We start from the raw sequence: 18,826 nt of genomic DNA, 5'->3' as shown, positions 1-18,826 counted from the left end.
ACTCATTTATTTAATTGCGATAAGCAGATAGATGGCGGTAATAAAACATAACCAGACTAATAACGCCAAGGTTAGTTTTTGTTGTGCACGTTTGATATCACCACGTTGTGCGGCTTCGGTATGACCAAGTTGGCTAAAGCGCTGCATCGTGCCTTGATATTTGCGTGGGCCGCCTAATTGGATCGCAAGGCTATAAGCAAAGCTTGATAATAAAAAACCACTGCTAAAGTGATGCCATTGTTTGGCTTGTTTGGTTAAATTCGATAATGGGCTTGTAGCGCGCTGTAAGCCGCGTAATGTGCATGCAAGTATAAGATGAGCTGGTGACGCTAATAGCTGTAGTAAGGACGCTGCAGGACGACCAAATTGATGATTAATCGGTAGTTTGCTATTCCAGTTATGCGCCATTAATTGAATGGTACGATAAATTATCGCTGGCCAGATACCCAAGCTGACATACCAAAATATAACAGCAAACCACTGATAACTATTGCGTAAGCACATATTTTCGATACTGGCTTTATGTAAACCGAGTAAGGATAGTTGGTCTAAATCCCGCAATGTCCGAGGTTGTATTTGGCTGATGATGGTTTGCTTTTCCAGGTCACCTAAGTCAATTTCGGGTAAGCTGACTTTTTCCCATTGTAATAAACACAATAATAATACCAGCTCAAATATGATGGCTTCAATCACAATAAATTGAATAACGGCAGCGATAATTAAAATGAAACCGAGCATAGTGATCATGGCTAGGTGGCCGGCGATGTACTGTTGCTGCGGGCTGCGTTGTGCGTTATTTACTTTATCTGCAATGGCGCTAAAAAGGTAGTTTAACAGTTGTGTCGGGTGAAAGTGCGGTGGGCATAGTGGTAAACGTGCAATGATGATTGCAGTCAGTAAGATAAATACTGACTGCATACTGGTCCAATCCATGGCCAAATTCATGTTATTTTAACTCGTGTAACATGTTTACTACCATTGCGGATGAGTTTTTCGCTGCCACAACTAGGTATTCTTCAAATGATGTTGGTGATTCTTTACCCGCGATATCTGATAATGAACGGATCACCACAAATGGGACGTCAAACTGGTGACATGTTTGGGCAATTGCCGCCGCTTCCATTTCTACTGCAGCCATTGTCGGGAAGTTAGCACGTGCTTCTTCCACTTTTTTCGGATCACACATAAAGCTATCGCCAGTACAGATTAAACCTTCGATAGTTTTAATGTCGCTGTCTGCTGAAATCGCTTTTTTAGCTGCTTCAACAAGACGTGGATCAGGAATATATGCCGCAGGTTTTTGAGCACATTGACCGATTTCGTAGCCAAATACGGTTAAGTCCACATCGTGGTGACGTACTTCACTTGAGATCACGACATCGCCAACTTTAAGCGCTTTATCGTAACCGCCTGCCGAGCCAGTATTGATGATGTAATCAGGCTTGTAATGTTCAAGTAGTAGTGTTGTTGCTACAGCTGCTGCAACTTTGCCAATACCTGATTTGCTTAAAATAACATCATGCCCAGCAAGTGTGCCACTATAATACTCACAACCGGCTTGCGTAAATGTCGTTACGTTATCAAGTTGCTCACGCAGGATCTCAACTTCCTGCTCCATTGCACCAATAATACCTATTTTCATCGTTGTCTCTAATCTATCTCGAAAAATGTCATGCTAGCACAGTTTGGTTGCGGTATTCATTTTTCGGTAAGGTATTAATTAAAAGAAACACCTAAGCCAAATGCAATACGAAAGTCATTTTTTTCTAGCGGCAGACCGTCTACATTAAGCAGGGGGTTATTAACCCGATCCCAGAAGAAGGTGATATCGAAATCGAGCACGTCAGTCAGTTCAATATCAAAATTCATCTTGGCGTTTTGTAAATAGCCGCCAAGTTCAGACTCTGTTGCTGTTATTTTATAGCTTAATTCTAGATCAATCTGATTATGTATTTCACGCTCATAATCGAGACTGACGGATACCGCGAGACTGGAATCACTCGTATTGAGTTGTGTCTCGCTAAATTCATATTTGGTATACAAATAAGAAGGTCCTAAGTTCATCTCTAACGCTTGATCGCCGTCGTCAATGAATTGATAACCGATACCCATACCGACATTGATCCGGCTGTTTACATTTTGTAATGGGTCTCGGTATAGACTTAAATCAAGCGGTCTGAAAAACAAATCTTTGTCACTATAGACATCGTAGGTCATTAAAAAACGATGGTTCTCATCGGTCTGAACATTATCTGTCACCCCGATAATCGCGCTATAAGACGTTTTAATACGCGATGTAGTGGTGTGACGAGAAAGTTCTGCATTGGTATTATATTCGAGTTTATTGGTATTACCCGAGCTGAGATTGGCACCGAAGGTTATTTTCCCTTGCCAAATATTACCTCCAGTCTCTAAACCAGCGATCAGAGTCATTAGCTCGTCTTGGGGTATTTTGTGTTGTCGGTTATTGCTAATAATAAGCATGCCGTCTTCAAGCGTAATGGTGCCGGTAATGATACGGCCGTCAATGGCTCTAACGGTAAATAACTGACGACTGTTAATACGGCTGATATCAGACCACTTAATTTTTAAATCGCCAAGGTCATCACTATCGAAAGCGAGCTTTTCATCATAGAGGTCTTCGATGTTACCAATTAAAAATTCACCTGATTTTAACCAGAGCCAATCTTCATCTATGCCTAAACTGTCGGCAAGTATGATCTCTTGGCTGTTTTCAGTGAGGGTCACTGCATCGGTATTGTCGGCAATATTGGTGCTAACACTGCTTGATGCGCTCGATGAGGTTGGCGCTTGCGTTTTAATATAGTCACCTAAAATTATTTCTTGCGCAGCAAAACTCGGCACGCTAAATACGGTGCTTAAAAAACTAAAAGCGATACTAATAACAATTAAAGTTAATTTAGTTGTTGTGAGGATATTAAACGAGTTCATTGTTATCAGGTATTTGCGCCATAGTTCCTTGTAATTGGATGGGTATAATACAAAATAATGGTCAATAATTAAATATATTATCGTTTTTATAGTTGAAAATAACGTATAAAAAAACGCTAGTAAAATGAATACTAGCGTTTTTAATTAGCAATATCAGGCTTTAACGACTAAATAACAGCGCCGTTAAACACTGCATTTTTATAAGCGGTTAAACCTCTAAATAGTCCAACATGGCTTCGGCAGCACGACGACCTTCATCAATTGCTGTTACCACAAGGTCTGAACCGCGAACGGCATCACCGCCAGCAAAGATCTTTGGATTTTCAGTTTGGAATGGGAAGTCACTTTTTTCTGGGGCAATAATGCCATTCCAGCTGTTTGTAGTAACGCCTTCATCCAATAACCATTCTGCAGGATTTGGCTGGAAACCAAATGCTTGAATAACCGCATCGGCTTTTAGCACATGTTCAGAGCCAATCACTTGTTCGGCACGACGACGACCTTTCTTATCTGGGTTACCTAGGCGAGTTTTCACCATGTTAACGCCAGTTGCTTTATCGCCAGCTACTTCGATATCAAGTGGTTGTAAATTCCATAAGAATTTAACCCCTTCTTCTTTGGCGTTTTTAACTTCACGCTTAGAACCAGGCATACTTATTTCATCACGACGGTAAGCACAATAAACGTCTTTAGCGCCTTGACGTATTGCGGTTCGTACACAGTCCATCGCGGTATCACCGCCACCCAGTACGACCACCGTTTTGCCTTTTAAGTTAATGTAATCATCAGCGTTCTTTTCAAAGCCAAGTTCATGATTAACATTAGCAATAAGGTAAGGCAGGGCATCATAAACGCCTTGTGCAGAACCGTTATCAAAACCACCATTGATGTATTTGTAGGTACCAACACCGACAAAAACTGCATCGTATTCTGCAACTAATTCACTGAATTGAATATCTTTACCAATCTCAGTGTTAAGGCGGAATTCGATGCCCATTTCCGTGAAGACTTCACGGCGATGACTCATCACGCTTTTATCCAGTTTGAACGCGGGAATACCAAACGTTAATAGACCACCAATTTCTGGATTTCGGTCAAAGACGACGGGTGTTACCCCATTACGCACTAAGATATCGGCCGCGCCAAGACCGGCAGGTCCTGCGCCAATAATAGCCACTTTTTTATTGTTACGAACGACTTTTGACATGTCTGGACGCCAGCCCATTTTAAAGGCTTCGTCGGTAATGTATTTTTCAACATTACCAATAGTCACCGCACCAAAGTCATCATTGAGGGTGCAAGAACCTTCACATAAACGATCTTGTGGGCAAACTCGGCCACAAACTTCAGGCAAGCTGTTGGTTTCATGACAAAGCTCTGCAGCCTCAATAATACGACCTTCTTCAACCAGCTTTAGCCAGTTTGGAATGTAGTTATGTACTGGGCATTTCCATTCACAGTACGGGTTACCACATTCTAAACAACGACCCGATTGCATTTTCGCTTGGTTCGACGTAAACGGTTTGTAAATTTCGATAAAGTCCACTTTACGGATCTTTAACGCTTTTTTATCTGGATCAATGCGTTGTACATCGACAAATTGAAATACATTATTACTCATGATCCCTCCTATTGAGCCTGGACACGTAGCTCTGCAGCAGAGCGTGATTTGTGGCCAAGTAATGCGTTAATATCAGCTGTTTTAGGCTTGATAATAAAGAATTTATTTATCACAGTATCAAATTCATTAAGCAGGTCTTGCGCATGCTGACTACATGTTTGGGCAAGGTGTTCAATGATGATACCGCGCAGGTGTTCAACGTGCATTGGGTAGTCCGTTACTGCATGCTGTTCAACCAGTTCGTTGTTAAGTCTACTTGCTAATTGACCATTTACGTCATAAATATAAGCAAAACCACCTGTCATACCAGCGCCAAAGTTAACACCCGTCTCACCTAGGACAGTAACAATACCACCAGTCATGTATTCACAACCGTTGTCACCAATACCTTCGATGACGGCATTTGCACCAGAGTTACGTACAGCGAAACGTTCGCCTGCTAAACCTGCCGCGTATAATTCGCCACCTGATGCGCCGTATAGACAAGTATTACCTGCGATAACCGCTTCGTTTGATTTAAACGCTGATCCAGGTTCAGGACGAATAACGATCTTACCGCCAGCCATGCCTTTACCAACGTAATCGTTCGCATCGCCAGTAAGGATGAGGTGTAAGCCACCGGCGTTCCAGACTCCGAAACTTTGTCCAGCAGTACCGGTAAAGTTAACCGTGATAGGGTCTGATGCCATACCTTGGTTACCGTGCTGTTTGGCAATTTCACCAGACAGGCGGGCACCCACAGAACGATCAGTATTTCTAATTGGGTAATGACTTGATAACCCTGATTTCTCAGTGATTGATTCTAAGTAATGCGCAATTAATGCTTCGTTTAGTTCTGCTTTATCATACGGTTCGTTGGTTGCCTGACAGTAAACACCTAAGCCTGCTTTTGGCTGTGGTTTATAGATGATGCCAGATAAATCAATTTTACGTTGCTTGTCAGTTAAACCGTCTAATTGCACCAGTAAATCGGTACGGCCAATTAAATCAGTTAACTGAGTTACGCCAAGTGATGCCATGATCTCACGGGTTTCTTGGGCAATAAACTTGAAGTAGTTCATGACCATTTCCGGCAGACCATGGAAGTGATCTTGACGTAATTTTTCGTCTTGTGTTGCAACACCTGTTGCACAGTTATTTAGGTGACAAATTCGCAGGAATTTACAACCTAACGCCACCATAGGACCGGTACCAAAACCGAAGCTCTCGGCACCCAGGATCGCACCTTTAATAACATCAAGACCGGTTTTTAGGCCGCCATCAACTTGTAAACGAATACGATGACGTAAGCCATTTTCAACCAGTGCTTGTTGTGTTTCTGCTAAGCCAAGCTCCCAAGGGCTACCTGCATATTTAACCGAGGTAATCGGACTTGCTGCTGTACCACCGTCGTAACCCGAAATGGTAATTAAATCGGCGTACGCTTTTGCTACACCGGTAGCAATGGTACCCACACCCGGTTCAGACACTAACTTCACCGAGACTAATACAGTCGGGTTGATTTGTTTAATATCAAAAATCAGCTGTGCTAAATCTTCAATAGAATAAATATCGTGATGCGGTGGTGGTGAAATAAGGGTTACACCCGGTACGGCATTACGTAATTTAGCAATTTCAGTGGTTACTTTATGGCCGGGTAATTGACCACCTTCACCTGGTTTTGCACCTTGTGCTACTTTTATTTGAATGATTTCGGCATTCATTAAGTAATGCGGTGTTACACCAAAGCGGCCAGACGCGATTTGTTTAATTTTAGATACTTTTAAAGTACCAAAACGACGTGGATCTTCACCGCCTTCACCCGAGTTAGAGTTACCACCTAAGGTGTTCATCGCAATCGCCAGTGCTTCATGGGCTTCAGGGCTTAATGCCCCGATTGACATTGCGGCGGTATCAAAACGCTTGAATAGGTTATCTTCATGTTCAACAGCATCCAATTCAATCGGATTATCTGATTTTTTCAGCTGTAACATATCACGCAGGGTGGCAATCGGGCGCTCATTTACTTCGGTTGAATACTGCAGGTAGTCTTCGTATTTACCGCTTTGTACAGCTGTTTGTAATGTACTGACAACATCTGGATTATAAGCATGGTATTCACCACCATGAACATATTTAAGTAGACCACCTTGTGAGGTCGGTTTACGTTTTGTCCATGCTAACTTACTTAGTTTTTGCTGATCGATATGGAAATCGCTAAAGTCAGCACCTTTGATACGGCTGCTTGTGCCTCTAAAGCATAATTCGATAATTTCGTCGGCTAAACCAACGGCTTCAAACAGTTGTGAACAACGGTAACTGGCAATGGTAGAGATACCCATTTTCGACATGATCTTGTACAGACCTTTATTAATACCATTACGGTAGTTTAATAATGTCTTCGCAATATCTTGTTGGATGGTTTCTATTTCAACCAGTTTACGTAGTGATTCATAAGCAAGGTACGGATAAACCGCAGTGGCACCAAACCCAATTAATACCGCAAAATGATGTGGGTCACGGGCACTTGCCGTTTCGATAACAATGTTAGTATCACAACGTAAGTTGGCGTCAACCAATGCTTTTTGTACCGCGCCTACAGCCATTGCTGCTGGAATGGGTAAATTATTTTTCGCTAAGGTACGGTCTGTTAGTACTAATAGCACAACACCAGAAGCTGCAAGTTCAATCGCTTCGGCAGTAATACGGGCTACCGCGCGTGCTAAGGTTTCATCTTGACCGTTAAAGCAAAGGTTAATTTTTGCTGTTTTATAGTATTCGTTACTTAATTCAGTTACCTGCTTAAAGTCTGAGAATAGTAGTACGGGTGAATCAAATAGTACGCGGTGCGCATGACCATCTGTTTCATTAAATACATTGTGCTCACGCCCGATACAAGTTGCCAATGACATTACATGGTTTTCACGTAATGGGTCGATTGGCGGGTTGGTTACTTGCGCGAATTTTTGACGGAAGTAGTCATACAGCGAACGTGTTTTAGTTGACAGTACAGCCATCGGGGTATCATCACCCATCGAGCCTGTTGCTTCTTGCGCGTTTTCACCGAGCACCCGAATAATTTGATCTAGTTCTTCTCTACTGTAATCAAATTGTTTTTGATAAGTGGCTAACTGTTCGTCATTAAAAGTACGGGTACCAATGGCTTCTTTTGGTAATGCTTCAAATGGTGTCAATTTAGTTGAATTGTTTGACAGCCATTCACGGTACGGATTACGGCCTTTCAATTCTTGGTCAATGTCCCAAGATGTCCATAATTTACCTGTTTCAGTATCGATAACAAGTAACTCACCCGGACCAACACGGCCTTTTTCGATAACTTCATCAGCGGTATAATCCCAAATACCTACTTCAGAGGCGACGGTAATGAAACCATCTGTGGTGCGCACATAACGTGCTGGACGTAAACCATTACGATCGAGACCACAAGCGGCATAACGGCCATCAGTTAGGACGATACCCGCTGGGCCATCCCAAGGTTCCATATGCATAGAATTGAAGTCATAGAATGCGCGTAGATCATCATCCATATTCGGGTGGTTTTGCCATGCTGGCGGCACAAGTAGACGGAAAGCACGGAAAATGTCCATGCCACCGGCTAAGAATAGTTCGAGCATGTTATCCATAGATGATGAGTCAGAACCTTTGGTATTAACAAACGGTGCCGCATCATGCATGTCAGGGAGGAGTGGAGAACTAAATTTGTAGCTACGTGCGCGTGCCCATTCTCGGTTACCTTCGATGGTATTAATCTCACCATTGTGCGCCATAAAGCGGAATGGTTGTGCTAATGGCCATTTCGGCGAGGTATTTGTTGAGAATCGTTGATGGAACAAGCAAATTGAAGATTGCATACGCAGATCGGCAAGATCTAAGAAGAACTTCGGCAGATCGCCGGCCATACACAAACCTTTATAGATAGTCACTAGGTTTGATAAGCTGGCAATATAAAAATCGCTGTCATCGGTAATGCGTTTTTCGATGCGACGTTTAGTTATATATAAACGGCGTTCAATATCTTTTGGTGCCCAGCCCGCAGGTGCATTAATAAATACCTGCTGGATTTGTGGCAGCGATGACATTGCAATTTCGCCAAGCACGCTGGTATCAAGAGGAACTTCACGCCAGCCAACAACCTTGAGTGTTTCGCGTTCGAGCTCTTCTTTCATGATTTGCTTTGCTGCGGCAGACTTATCGGTATCCTGATTTAAGAAAATCATACCAACGGCGTAATTATTTCCTAGATTCCAATCATTTTCTATCGCGATAGCACGGAAAAAACTGTCAGGTTTCTGCATGAGTAAACCACAGCCATCTCCTGTTTTTCCATCTGCCGCGATACCGCCCCTATGTTGCATACGGTCTAATGATGAAATAGCGACGCGCACTAACTTATGGCTAGCTTCACCTTCTTGATGGGCGATTAAACCAAAACCACAGTTGTCTTTTTCCAGCGACGGGTCATAGACTGACATTGCACTTCTCCCTTGCATTCAATTCACTAAATACTAAATATATATGCCTATATTGAGCTTCTACTCACAGGTACAAAATACATACAAAAATAGATAAATCGTTAAAATTTCCAAAAGCCGAAAATTGGCTAACCTGCCAAACTTACCAGAATTAATACTTAGGTCAATCTAAAAATGTATTCTGAGTCACTTATCACCTTTTTAAGTAAATGGGCCATTTGTTTTGGTATTGGTCAATAAACTACAAAAAAAACTGAGGATTATTCAAAATTTAGTTTTTTATTTTGGATATATGACATTGTGTGATTTTTTAATTATGTTTAAGCTGTTATTGATGTTGTTGTATGCCATTTATATTTTTTATTCTAATAATGCATTGATTTATTTAGTTTATGTTACCTAGTACTAAAGTATGTAAAACAAAAATGCGCGCTGGCGGTAATTTTCATCATAATTGCTTTACAGTGTGCTTATTTTGGTGTTTTATGGTCCATCAGTGTGAGATGGATCTTGGGCGGAAATATGGATTTTAATTATCAATCTTTTATGCAGCCAATATTAAATTGGTGGCAGGGTATTACTGAGTTATCTACAAACACCCCTATCATGATCACGTTTTGGCTGGTTGTGGCAGCCTTATTAATGAGTATGCTGGTGATATTAACGCTATCACGCAAAGTCGCTACCTATAAAGGATTACTGACATTTTCAGCAACCCCAACACTTGTTCTCGATGTCAAAAAAGCCACGATACGTTATGCTAATCCGGCAATAACCGCTATTTTTGATCAAGATAATAATACCAGTCATATTGTTGCTAAGTGCTGCTTTGAGCGTCTATCCCACCTAACAGATCAAACGTCTGTAACCAATGATGTTTTTCATATAAAGCAATTAAAGAAAACGTTACGTTATAGTGCGGTGCAAATAAACTATCAAGGTCGTCGGGCTTGGTTGTGTCAGATTGAGCATATTGATACTAATTCTTCTACCATTTCTCCTTGGGATATGGATGGGCAAATCATTAACAGTTTGTTTTCTTCCAACTCGGCATTTATTCATATCAAAACATTGGATGGTCTCATCTTAAATTGCTCACCATCATGGGCGACTCAATTTGGCCAATCGGTAGAGCAAGTGAGTGGCTATTTTGAACACGATTTTTATAGTGCTTCCAAGCTGGAACAAATCAAGTCTTATGAAAAGTCGGTACTTACTGGTGAGATCCAAGAATATGAAGAGTGGAGTACGGTTGATGACAATAATATTTTATTGCAAACCATCAAATATCCACTGTATGACGAGCATCAAAAAGTGGTCGCGATCTTAACAGTATCGAATGACCAAACGGAAGTGATGGAACTTAATGAACGTCTGCTGAGTGAGAACGGTGAGCACTTACGCATTGAGGCTGAGTTAAGCCGTAATAATAGTTTATTAAACTCGGTCATTAATGCGACGCCAGACCCGGTTGCCTTTATGAATGGTAATGGTAAGTATGTTGGTGCCAATCATGGCTATTGCGAGGTTGTTGGTGTTAAACATGCTGATTTAATTGGTATGGATAGACAACACCTGTTTAGTCACGATAAAAAATCTTGGTTATTGGAACAAGAAAATCAATTATTAGTGGATGGGAAATCGGTTCGCTATGAGGAATTTTTGCATTTTTCAGATCAAGAACCACGCTGGTATGAAATATGTAAACAGCGCTATGTGAATAGTACCAATGGTGAAAGTGGTATTTTAATTATCTACCGAGACTTAACCGAACGTAAGCGTATCGAGCATGAACTCGAACAGGCGATAGAAAAATTTGACGAACTAAGTTCAATCGATGAACTGACTAAAATAGCTAATCGACGCACGTTTGATAGTAAGTTACAGCATTATTGGTCAACCCATCATCGCGAAGTTAAAGAAATGTCGTTGTTGTTCTGCGATGTTGATAGTTTCAAATTATACAATGATAATTACGGCCACCCAATGGGTGATACCGTGCTCGCTAACATTGCCCAAGTGATGGATGAGCAGGTCCATCGCGGTGCGGATTTAGTCGCGCGTTATGGAGGTGAAGAATTTGCAGTTATTTTACCAAATACCGACGAAGAAGGGGCCATTCGTCTTGCCATAAAAATCATTGCTGCGGTTGAAAACTTAGCAATTGAACATACTCACTCTAAGGCGGCAAAACATGTCACACTCAGTATTGGTGTTGCCACTATGTGCCCTGAAGATGAAAGTTCGGAAGCACAATTACTTGAAAATGCGGATAAGGCTTTGTACCTCGCAAAGGAAAATGGCCGCAATCAGTATTGTGTATATCGCGATGAGGAGCGTGAGCCTGCAATGGTGGAATTAAATTTCGACTTATTAAAATCTTAGATTGATTAAAAGCTTAATTTTCCTGTGGTTTGCTTATATTCTATCGTATATTATTAATTATCTAGATAATTTTATTAATATGGGTACACCATGATGAAAATCAGAGCTTGGGCTCAATACTATGTTGATATGCTCACTAAATTGGGCGTTATTCGTTTTAGTATCCTCTCCGCCGCTACGGTTATTTTCTTTTCGATTACTATTCAAGCTAGCATTAATTATATTCTACGTGGTCAGGTTAAACTTGATGATCTATATGCGGCAATTTTATTTGCGATTATCATTACGCCTTGGGTGGTGTTTTTTCTCTCTATCGTCGTTCAGCAACTCGAACATTCACGAAAACGACTCAGTAAAATGGTCTACAAACTACAAGAAGTCCGTGCCCGTGATTTACAGTTACAACAAGAGTTACAAGTTAACCTTATTGAACTGAATGCTGAGTTTGAAGAGCGTAAAAAAGCGGAAGCAGATAGAAACCAGGCCTTCAAAGATTTGGAGAATGAAGTATTTCATCGTGAGCAAGCACAACTTATTGTTGAAGAGCGGTCTGCATTAGTACGTTCATTTATTGATAGCTCGCCAGATCTGGTTTATTACAGTAATGAACAGGGGCAATTTTCTGGTTGTAACTTAGCCATGGAAGCGCTCACGGGTAAGATCGAAAAAGAGCTTATTGGTTTGACGCCGTTTGATGCTTTTGATACTGAAATCGCGGCTAAATTTGCGGCAACAGACAAAGCCGTGCTTAATACCAAATTACCGGAAACCTATGAACAGTGGTTAACTTACCCGGATGGACATAAGGCTTGCTTTGAACTGCGAAAGGTCCCTTTCTTTGGGCAACGAAATGAATATATCGGGGTACTGGGTTATGGCCGTGACATTACCGAACGCAAAAAATACCAAGATGCATTAGAAAAAGCCAGCCGGGATAAAACCACATTTATTTCGACCATTAGCCATGAATTACGCACGCCGTTAAATGGTGTCGTTGGTTTAAGCCGGATCTTACTTGATAGCTCGCTTAATGCTGAGCAACGTCAGCACTTAAATACTATTTATGTTAGCGCGCATACAATGGGTAATATCTTTAATGATATTATTGATTTAGATAAATTTGACCGTCGTAAATTTGAGATCGTAAATCAACCGATTGAATTCAGAAGTTTTCTTAATGATATTGAAACGCTAGCACTGCTTCAAGTAGAACAAAAAGGCTTGGTGTTAGCATTTGATATATTTGGCGATATTCCCGATTTTATCAATGCCGATGGTACGCGAATGCGCCAAGTATTGTGGAACTTGGTGTCTAATGCCGTTAAGTTTACCGATTCAGGTGAAATTAGTATCCGGATATTTACCAGTGAGGAAGCGAATAACAAAATTGGTCTAACCTTTGAAGTAGAGGATACCGGCATTGGTATTTCTGCCGATGGCCAAGATAAGATATTCGCGATGTATTATCAGGAACAAGGCAGTAAGCGTGCGACGGGTACGGGTATTGGTTTGTCTGTCGCCAAGAGTTTAATGACGGCAATGGGTGGTGATATCTGGGTCAGCAGTGAATTAGGTAAAGGTTCATGTTTCACCATCGAGTTTGATGTGGATGGTGTGGATAGTTTACTACCGAGTGGTACTACTGACAGTGAGCAAACTAAACTGTCTATACTACTGGTCGAAGATATCGAACTGAATGTTACTGTGTGTACCGCAATTTTAAATAAACTCGGTCATACTGTGGAAGTGGCTGTTGATGGTCGTAGCGCTATCCAAATGGCAGAGAATAATAGCTATGATTTAATTTTCTTAGATATTAATTTACCTGATATTTCTGGGTTTGAAATTATTAAAATATTACGCGAGAATAAAACACTTGAGTTACCGCCAGTGGTCGCGCTAACTGCTAATGTCATTAATAATCGTCAAGAATATATTGAGAAAGGCATGGATGATGCAATCAGTAAACCAGTATCTATCAATGCCGTAACCGGTGTGATCAGTCGCTTATTTAGCAAGGTAGAAAAAGGGGATGAACCTAAGCTGCATTATACCCCTGATGGGGTTGCTGATGAGAAAGAAATGCTGGATGAATATCTTGATATTGATTTGTTACAACAATATCTCGACACCTTAGGTAAAGATTTATTACTGCAAAGTGTGCGTTTGTTTGAACAAACAATGCCGCATTATTTGACGTTGTTGAACACTAATTTAACAGCGCGAGATCAAGATGCGATTGTTGACGAAGCCCATAAAATTAAAGGCGCGGCAGGGTCGGTTGGATTAATACGGATCCAGCAGGTATCACAATTAGCCCAGTCACCCGAGCAACCTACATGGTGGGAAAATATTGATGATTGGGTTGAGCAGATTAATACTGAATATAAATATGACGTTAAGCGTCTGAAGACCTGGATCGAGAACCAAAATGGATAAGTGGGATTCGTTTACTAATTTTATTACCTTACTGCTGGTTTTTCTGCATGCAGTGATAATTATATTAGTATCATTTCGGGTTATCACTAAGCGACGTCCTGCGAGTATATCGTTGGCTTGGTTAGCTGTAATTTACGCGTTACCGTTTGCTGGTGTCATTATTTATCTTATTTTTGGTGAGCTGTACTTAGGTAAAAAACGCGTGCAAAGAGCCGCAGCAATGCTCGGTCCTTTTACCCAACGGATTAATCTATGTGCAGCACCGTATCTGATCGCTTGTGATGCGGATAAGAGAAGCTTAGTTACCCCATTGCGTGAGTTGATTTATGGGCGTTTTCAAATGCCAGCCGTGACCGGTAATCAACTGACGTTATTAACCAGCCCTCACTGTATTCTTGAGCAAATAATAGCGGATGTGGATACTGCTACTCAAGTTGTGTATCTCGAGTTTTATATATGGGCGGTGGGCGGTAAAACAGACCAGGTTGCTCGCGCGCTGATTCATGCCGCCAAACGTGGCGTCGATTGTCGCGTCATGCTCGATTCGGTCGGCAGTTCGTCATTTTTTAAAAGCCGTTGGCCTAAACTATTTAAGCAGGCCGGTATTCACCTTGTTGAAGTGCTGCCCGTTGGGCCGATGCGGATATTCTTTCATCGTCAAGATTTACGTATGCACCGTAAGCTTATCGCGATTGATAGCCATGTGGGTTATACCGGTAGTATGAATTTGGTTGATCCTGAGGTCTTTAAACAAAACGCAGGGGTCGGTGAGTGGGTTGATATTATGATCCGCATGCAAGGGCCTATTATTCCTATTACCGGCTCGCTGTTGGAATGGGATTGGGAGATGGAAACGGGGGACAGTTTAGTTAATACTACGGAGTCTAAATACAAGGAAAGCCCGGTATTCGATGAGTGCAGTCATGTGCAAATGATCCCATCTGGACCTTATTTTGATGATGATAATATTCATCAAGTATTGGTGTCAGCGATTTATTCAGCACAAAAATCTTTAATTCTAACCACGCCTTATTTTGTGCCAGATGAAGCCTTGCAAGCGGCTCTTAAAACCGCCAGCGCCCGCGGCGTAAAAGTGCAGATTATTCTACCAGCGAAGAATGATTCACGTATGGTGGATTATGCCTGCAAAGGTTTTTTTGATGAGTTGCTGGTATGCGGTGTCGAAATTTATCAATACCAAAATGGCTTACTGCACACTAAAAGTATTCTGGTGGATAATGAGCTATGTTTAGTCGGTACAGTCAATTTAGATAAGCGCAGTTTTTGGTTAAATTTTGAAGTCACATTACTGATTGATAAATCCCCTTTTATTGATGAACTTTATCAATTACAGTTATCTTACATCGCCCATTCTCATCAAGTATGCCTAACTCAATGGCGACAACGAGGTCGAGTTCAACGATTTTTAGAAAGTCTATTTTACTTATTTAATCCGTTATTATAAGCATGAATAAGAAAGCGTTTATAAGAAAGAGTTAATAAAGAGTTGGCAATATCTAACAATTAATGACTAACCACAAATCACGAGCAACAAAGTATTAGCAATCAATGAAGGGCTGGAATTCAGATGAAAAAAACGATTTTATTAGCATTGACAGTATTTGCTTTAGCGGCATGTAGTAGTACCGAAACTACAGAACAAACAGCAAAGCCATTACCGATATTGCCAAGCTACAGCAATAGCTGCCCAGATGAGCGTCCACAGATGTGTACGATGGATTATCGCCCTGTATGTGGCACTACGGAGTCAGGTGAACTGAAAACATACAGTAACGCATGTGGTGCATGTTCTGATGTAACAGTGCGTGGTTATTCTGAAGGTGAGTGTAAGTAGTTTTAAGCATATAAAAAAGCCAAGTGAATGCGGTTTCATTTACTTGGCTTTATGGTATTTTTAACACGTTAATAAGTTAATTCATTAACGTGTTAGCTAATATATTAATCCGCTTGAGATTCACGGGCTAATTTAGCCTCTTGACAACCCTTGACTGCATCCTGGATGAGATCCAACGCAGTGCCGTTATATTCAGGTAGTGATACATCTGATGTTGCGATAGGCGTTGTTCTTTCGCCCCACTTGATCACCGCTGCGCCCCAAGTCAAACCACCACCAAATGCAGCCAGTAATACATTATCACCGGCTTTAATACGGCCTTGTTCTAGCGCTTCACAAAGTGCAATTGGCACCGTTGCTGACGAAGTATTACCATATTTATGTACGTTCACCATAACTTTTTCTTTGCTTGCACCCATGCGTTTGGCTAAAAAATCAATGATACGTAAGTTTGCTTGGTGAGGAATAATAAAATCAACGTCTTCGGGTGTCATTTGCGCTTTTTCTAGTGCAATCGCAGAGGCTTCGCCCATGCGTGTTACTGCACGTTTAAAGATCTCTTTACCTTCGAAGTTAAAGTCAAATAGACCATCAACATTTTTGAACCGTGCTCTGTCAGTACCAAAGTTAGGTACTGAAAGGATATGACCTGCATCGCCATCACAGCCAATTTTACTACTTAAAACACCTTGCTTTTCAGTGCTCGATTCCAGAATTACTGCGCCGGCACCATCGCCGAATAATACTGCAGTGCTACGCTCTGTCCAGTCAAGGAGATAACTGATGCGTTCTGCACCAATCACTAATATTTTGTCCATTTGACCACTTTGGATAAATGCACTTGCGGTACTCAGGCCATAAACAAAACCAGTACAAGCCGCATTCATATCAAATACAGCTGCGTTGGTTGCGCCTAATTTAGCTTGAACTTTTGATGCAGCACTTGGCAGTGTGCAATCGGCAGTACAAGTCGCAAAGAAAATACCGTCAAGTTCTGATGCATCAATACCCGCTGCTGCAATAGCTTGGCACGCTGCTACATACGCTAACTCTGATGTACTTACATGTGAGATACGGCGTTCTTGCATACCAGTGCGAGATTGGATCCACTCGTCATTAGTATCAAGAAAAGTGCTAAGATCATTATTTGTTAGCGTGGCAGGCGGTAGGCATTTACCCCAACCGGTGATATTTGCATAGTGCATTAAAATTTACCTGTGTTTTGTGACTGGATAATATAGAGCGGGTCGTGAAATATACGCAATACGAAGTGATTAAGATCTTATTATACGCTGTTTAGCGGAGTGCCTGTTACTGTAATTAATCTTACTTGCTCAATTATAGAGGTTAGTCTTTGAAAGTGGTAGTTAATTTATAATAGATGGGATGTCTGGTCTGAAAATTGGACACAAAAAAGGCATCGTTTAGGATGCCTATCTTTGCGTTAATATTGCCTGTCATTGGTGATGACGATAATTCCCGGGTAAGGAGTGGTGCCTGATTGGTTGCAAGAAGGGTACTTCTATCACCGCGTCGACCTGGGTTAAGGTGTCTGCTAATCAGCTTTTGGCGTTATCTTTAACTGGGTTTAGTATAGCGATGTTGATGGAGAGGGTGGTTGCAATGTTTGCATTAATTGACTCTTATTTAGCAATTACATTTGAATTAAAGCTAATAATTAGCAATAATTGACCCTAATGGTGTTTTGGTGCGCTATTTTAATTCTTAAGTTTAATGTTGAGGTATTAATTTAGACGTAAACAGTGGAGTAGAGACTATGAATATGAAATTAGATCGAACCGATAAATTAATTCTTAACTTAATACAAGAAAATGGCAGGATCAGTAATTTAGAACTAGCGGATAAAATTGGTCTATCGGCGTCGCCGTGCTCGCGACGGGTAAAGCATTTAGAAGAATTAGGCTTAATTGATAAACATGTGACCTTGCTTGACCAAGCAAAACTTGGTTTAAAACTGACGGCTTATATCCATATTAGTATGGACCGACATACACCTGAACGATTTGATAATTTTGAAGCTGAGATCGCCGCGATCCCAGATGTGATGGAATGTTGTATTATTACCGGGAGTGATGCCGATTTTCAGTTAAAGGTTATCGTGCCGGATATGGAGCATTACCAAGAGTTACTGCTAGGAAAGCTAACGCGAATTAAAGGGGTAACAGGGGTGAGATCGAGCTTTATGTTACGTAATGTATTAAGCCGAACGGTATTACCGCTCGACCACATTAAATAATAGGTAATAAATAAAGAGTAATAAGTGAAGCGTAATGAATTAGCTCACTGCAGCAAGGTACTTGCTTTTTGCAGCTTGATAATCGGCAATGACACCTGCCATTACTGACTCTTCGTATGGGATAAGCCCGCTTAATAGCATTTCTTTTTGGCCTGTTCCTACTTTGTCATTACCTTCGTAGAAATCAAATTTAAAGGTCACGGTAGCACGTTTGCCTTGCACGTCAATCACTGCGCCATCAAATTTTAGTTCAATGCTATTAACATCCACACGGCTCATGTTTATTTGCATGGATTTATACATCACTAACGCACGAGCAGGGTTGAACATGAGGTTTTCTGTGCGCATCAGTGGCACCATGATGTCAGGGAAGTTTTTTCCTGAAAATTGAACATACTCTTTAATAATTTTAGTGATTATTTTTTCATCGTGAGACGATTGACCGCCAATCTCTAATTCCATAAAGGATTTTTGATCGGTATTTACTATCTCGGTTTTATTTTCTACCAGTGGCGAGAAAGCGAGGTCAGTGTCGTTTTTAACCATACCGGTAAAATCAATTTTCATTGTTTCAGATAAACCGAATTTAACCAAAGACACAGCAAAAAGTAAGTCGCCAGGAACACAGAAACGTTTATTATCCACGTCATGGATCTTGTTATAATCGTTCGCTATCGTTTTAGCAAATCGACTAGCCTGCTGTTGAGTAAAGCGAAAAGAGCTGTCTTTTTGAGAATAGAATTCGTTTAGAAACATATATAATTAAGCTACGATAATGAAAACGCCAGTTTACATTAATTTTGTCTATATGCAGGTCGATCCAGTTGCAAGTATGATTGTTTAAA

12 protein-coding genes are annotated in these 18,826 nt (G+C 41.1%); 5 read left to right on the top strand and 7 right to left on the bottom strand.

The features are described 5' to 3' along the window. Positions 1 to 6: 6 nt before the first annotated feature. The 5 genes from PE36_RS14445 to gltB form a co-directional block, all read right to left on the bottom strand. The gene (locus PE36_RS14445; protein WP_232286591.1) at positions 7 to 918 is read right to left on the bottom strand and encodes a cobalamin biosynthesis protein; all 912 of its coding nucleotides are present in this window, start codon (positions 916 to 918) and stop codon (positions 7 to 9) included. Positions 919 to 946: 28 nt separating this feature from the next. Further along, complete coding sequence (gene mtnN, locus PE36_RS14440; RefSeq protein ID WP_006032776.1) at positions 947 to 1,642, bottom strand: 5'-methylthioadenosine/S-adenosylhomocysteine nucleosidase; 696 nt, start codon at positions 1,640 to 1,642, stop codon at positions 947 to 949. Positions 1,643 to 1,716: 74 nt separating this feature from the next. Further along, positions 1,717 to 2,952: a DUF481 domain-containing protein gene (locus PE36_RS14435; protein ID WP_006032775.1), complete on the bottom strand. Its 1,236-nt coding sequence runs from the start codon at positions 2,950 to 2,952 to the stop codon at positions 1,717 to 1,719. Between the two features lie 208 nt (positions 2,953 to 3,160). Beyond that, positions 3,161 to 4,573: an FAD-dependent oxidoreductase gene (locus tag PE36_RS14430; RefSeq protein ID WP_006032774.1), complete on the bottom strand. Its 1,413-nt coding sequence runs from the start codon at positions 4,571 to 4,573 to the stop codon at positions 3,161 to 3,163. 8 nt (positions 4,574 to 4,581) lie between these two features. Beyond that, positions 4,582 to 9,045 carry a glutamate synthase large subunit gene (gene gltB / locus PE36_RS14425; RefSeq protein WP_006032773.1) on the bottom strand — a complete coding sequence of 1,488 codons (4,464 nt, stop codon included), beginning with the start codon at positions 9,043 to 9,045 and terminating at the stop codon, positions 4,582 to 4,584. Between the two features lie 522 nt (positions 9,046 to 9,567). Between gltB and PE36_RS14420 the strand changes: the two genes are divergently transcribed. From PE36_RS14420 to PE36_RS14405, 4 genes are all read left to right on the top strand, one after another. Then, positions 9,568 to 11,430, top strand: a complete 1,863-nt coding sequence (locus PE36_RS14420; protein WP_006032772.1) for a diguanylate cyclase domain-containing protein — start codon at positions 9,568 to 9,570, stop codon at positions 11,428 to 11,430. A 90-nt stretch (positions 11,431 to 11,520) separates the two neighbouring features. Then, a complete protein-coding gene (gene arcB / locus PE36_RS14415) occupies positions 11,521 to 13,869 on the top strand; it encodes an aerobic respiration two-component sensor histidine kinase ArcB (protein WP_006032771.1) in 2,349 nt (782 codons plus the stop codon). Next, positions 13,862 to 15,334, top strand: coding sequence for a cardiolipin synthase (gene cls / locus PE36_RS14410; protein ID WP_006032770.1), 1,473 nt, complete (start codon positions 13,862 to 13,864; stop codon positions 15,332 to 15,334). Before arcB ends, cls begins: the two co-directional genes overlap by 8 nt. 123 nt (positions 15,335 to 15,457) lie before the next feature. Next, on the top strand, positions 15,458 to 15,724 hold the full coding sequence (locus PE36_RS14405) for a lipoprotein (protein ID WP_006032769.1): 267 nt from the start codon (positions 15,458 to 15,460) through the stop codon (positions 15,722 to 15,724). A gap of 104 nt (positions 15,725 to 15,828) precedes the next feature. On the opposite strand, the gene PE36_RS14400 is transcribed toward PE36_RS14405, so the two are convergent. Then, the gene (locus PE36_RS14400) at positions 15,829 to 16,929 is read right to left on the bottom strand and encodes a ketoacyl-ACP synthase III (RefSeq protein ID WP_006032768.1); all 1,101 of its coding nucleotides are present in this window, start codon (positions 16,927 to 16,929) and stop codon (positions 15,829 to 15,831) included. Positions 16,930 to 17,507: 578 nt separating this feature from the next. On the opposite strand from PE36_RS14400, the gene PE36_RS14395 reads away from it, so the two are divergent. Next, positions 17,508 to 17,981 carry an Lrp/AsnC family transcriptional regulator gene (locus tag PE36_RS14395; protein ID WP_043994560.1) on the top strand — a complete coding sequence of 158 codons (474 nt, stop codon included), beginning with the start codon at positions 17,508 to 17,510 and terminating at the stop codon, positions 17,979 to 17,981. A gap of 39 nt (positions 17,982 to 18,020) precedes the next feature. Here PE36_RS14395 and PE36_RS14390 read toward each other — a convergent pair whose 3' ends face one another. Then, positions 18,021 to 18,737 (bottom strand): DUF3581 family protein, encoded by a 717-nt coding sequence (locus PE36_RS14390; RefSeq protein WP_006032766.1) that lies wholly within the window; start codon positions 18,735 to 18,737, stop codon positions 18,021 to 18,023. Positions 18,738 to 18,826: the final 89 nt, after the last annotated feature.

Source organism: Moritella sp. PE36, from assembly GCF_000170855.1.
GTDB lineage: Bacteria > Pseudomonadota > Gammaproteobacteria > Enterobacterales > Moritellaceae > Moritella.
Note: the sequence above shows the minus strand (reverse complement) of the source record. Positions and strands in the feature narration are given on the sequence as shown.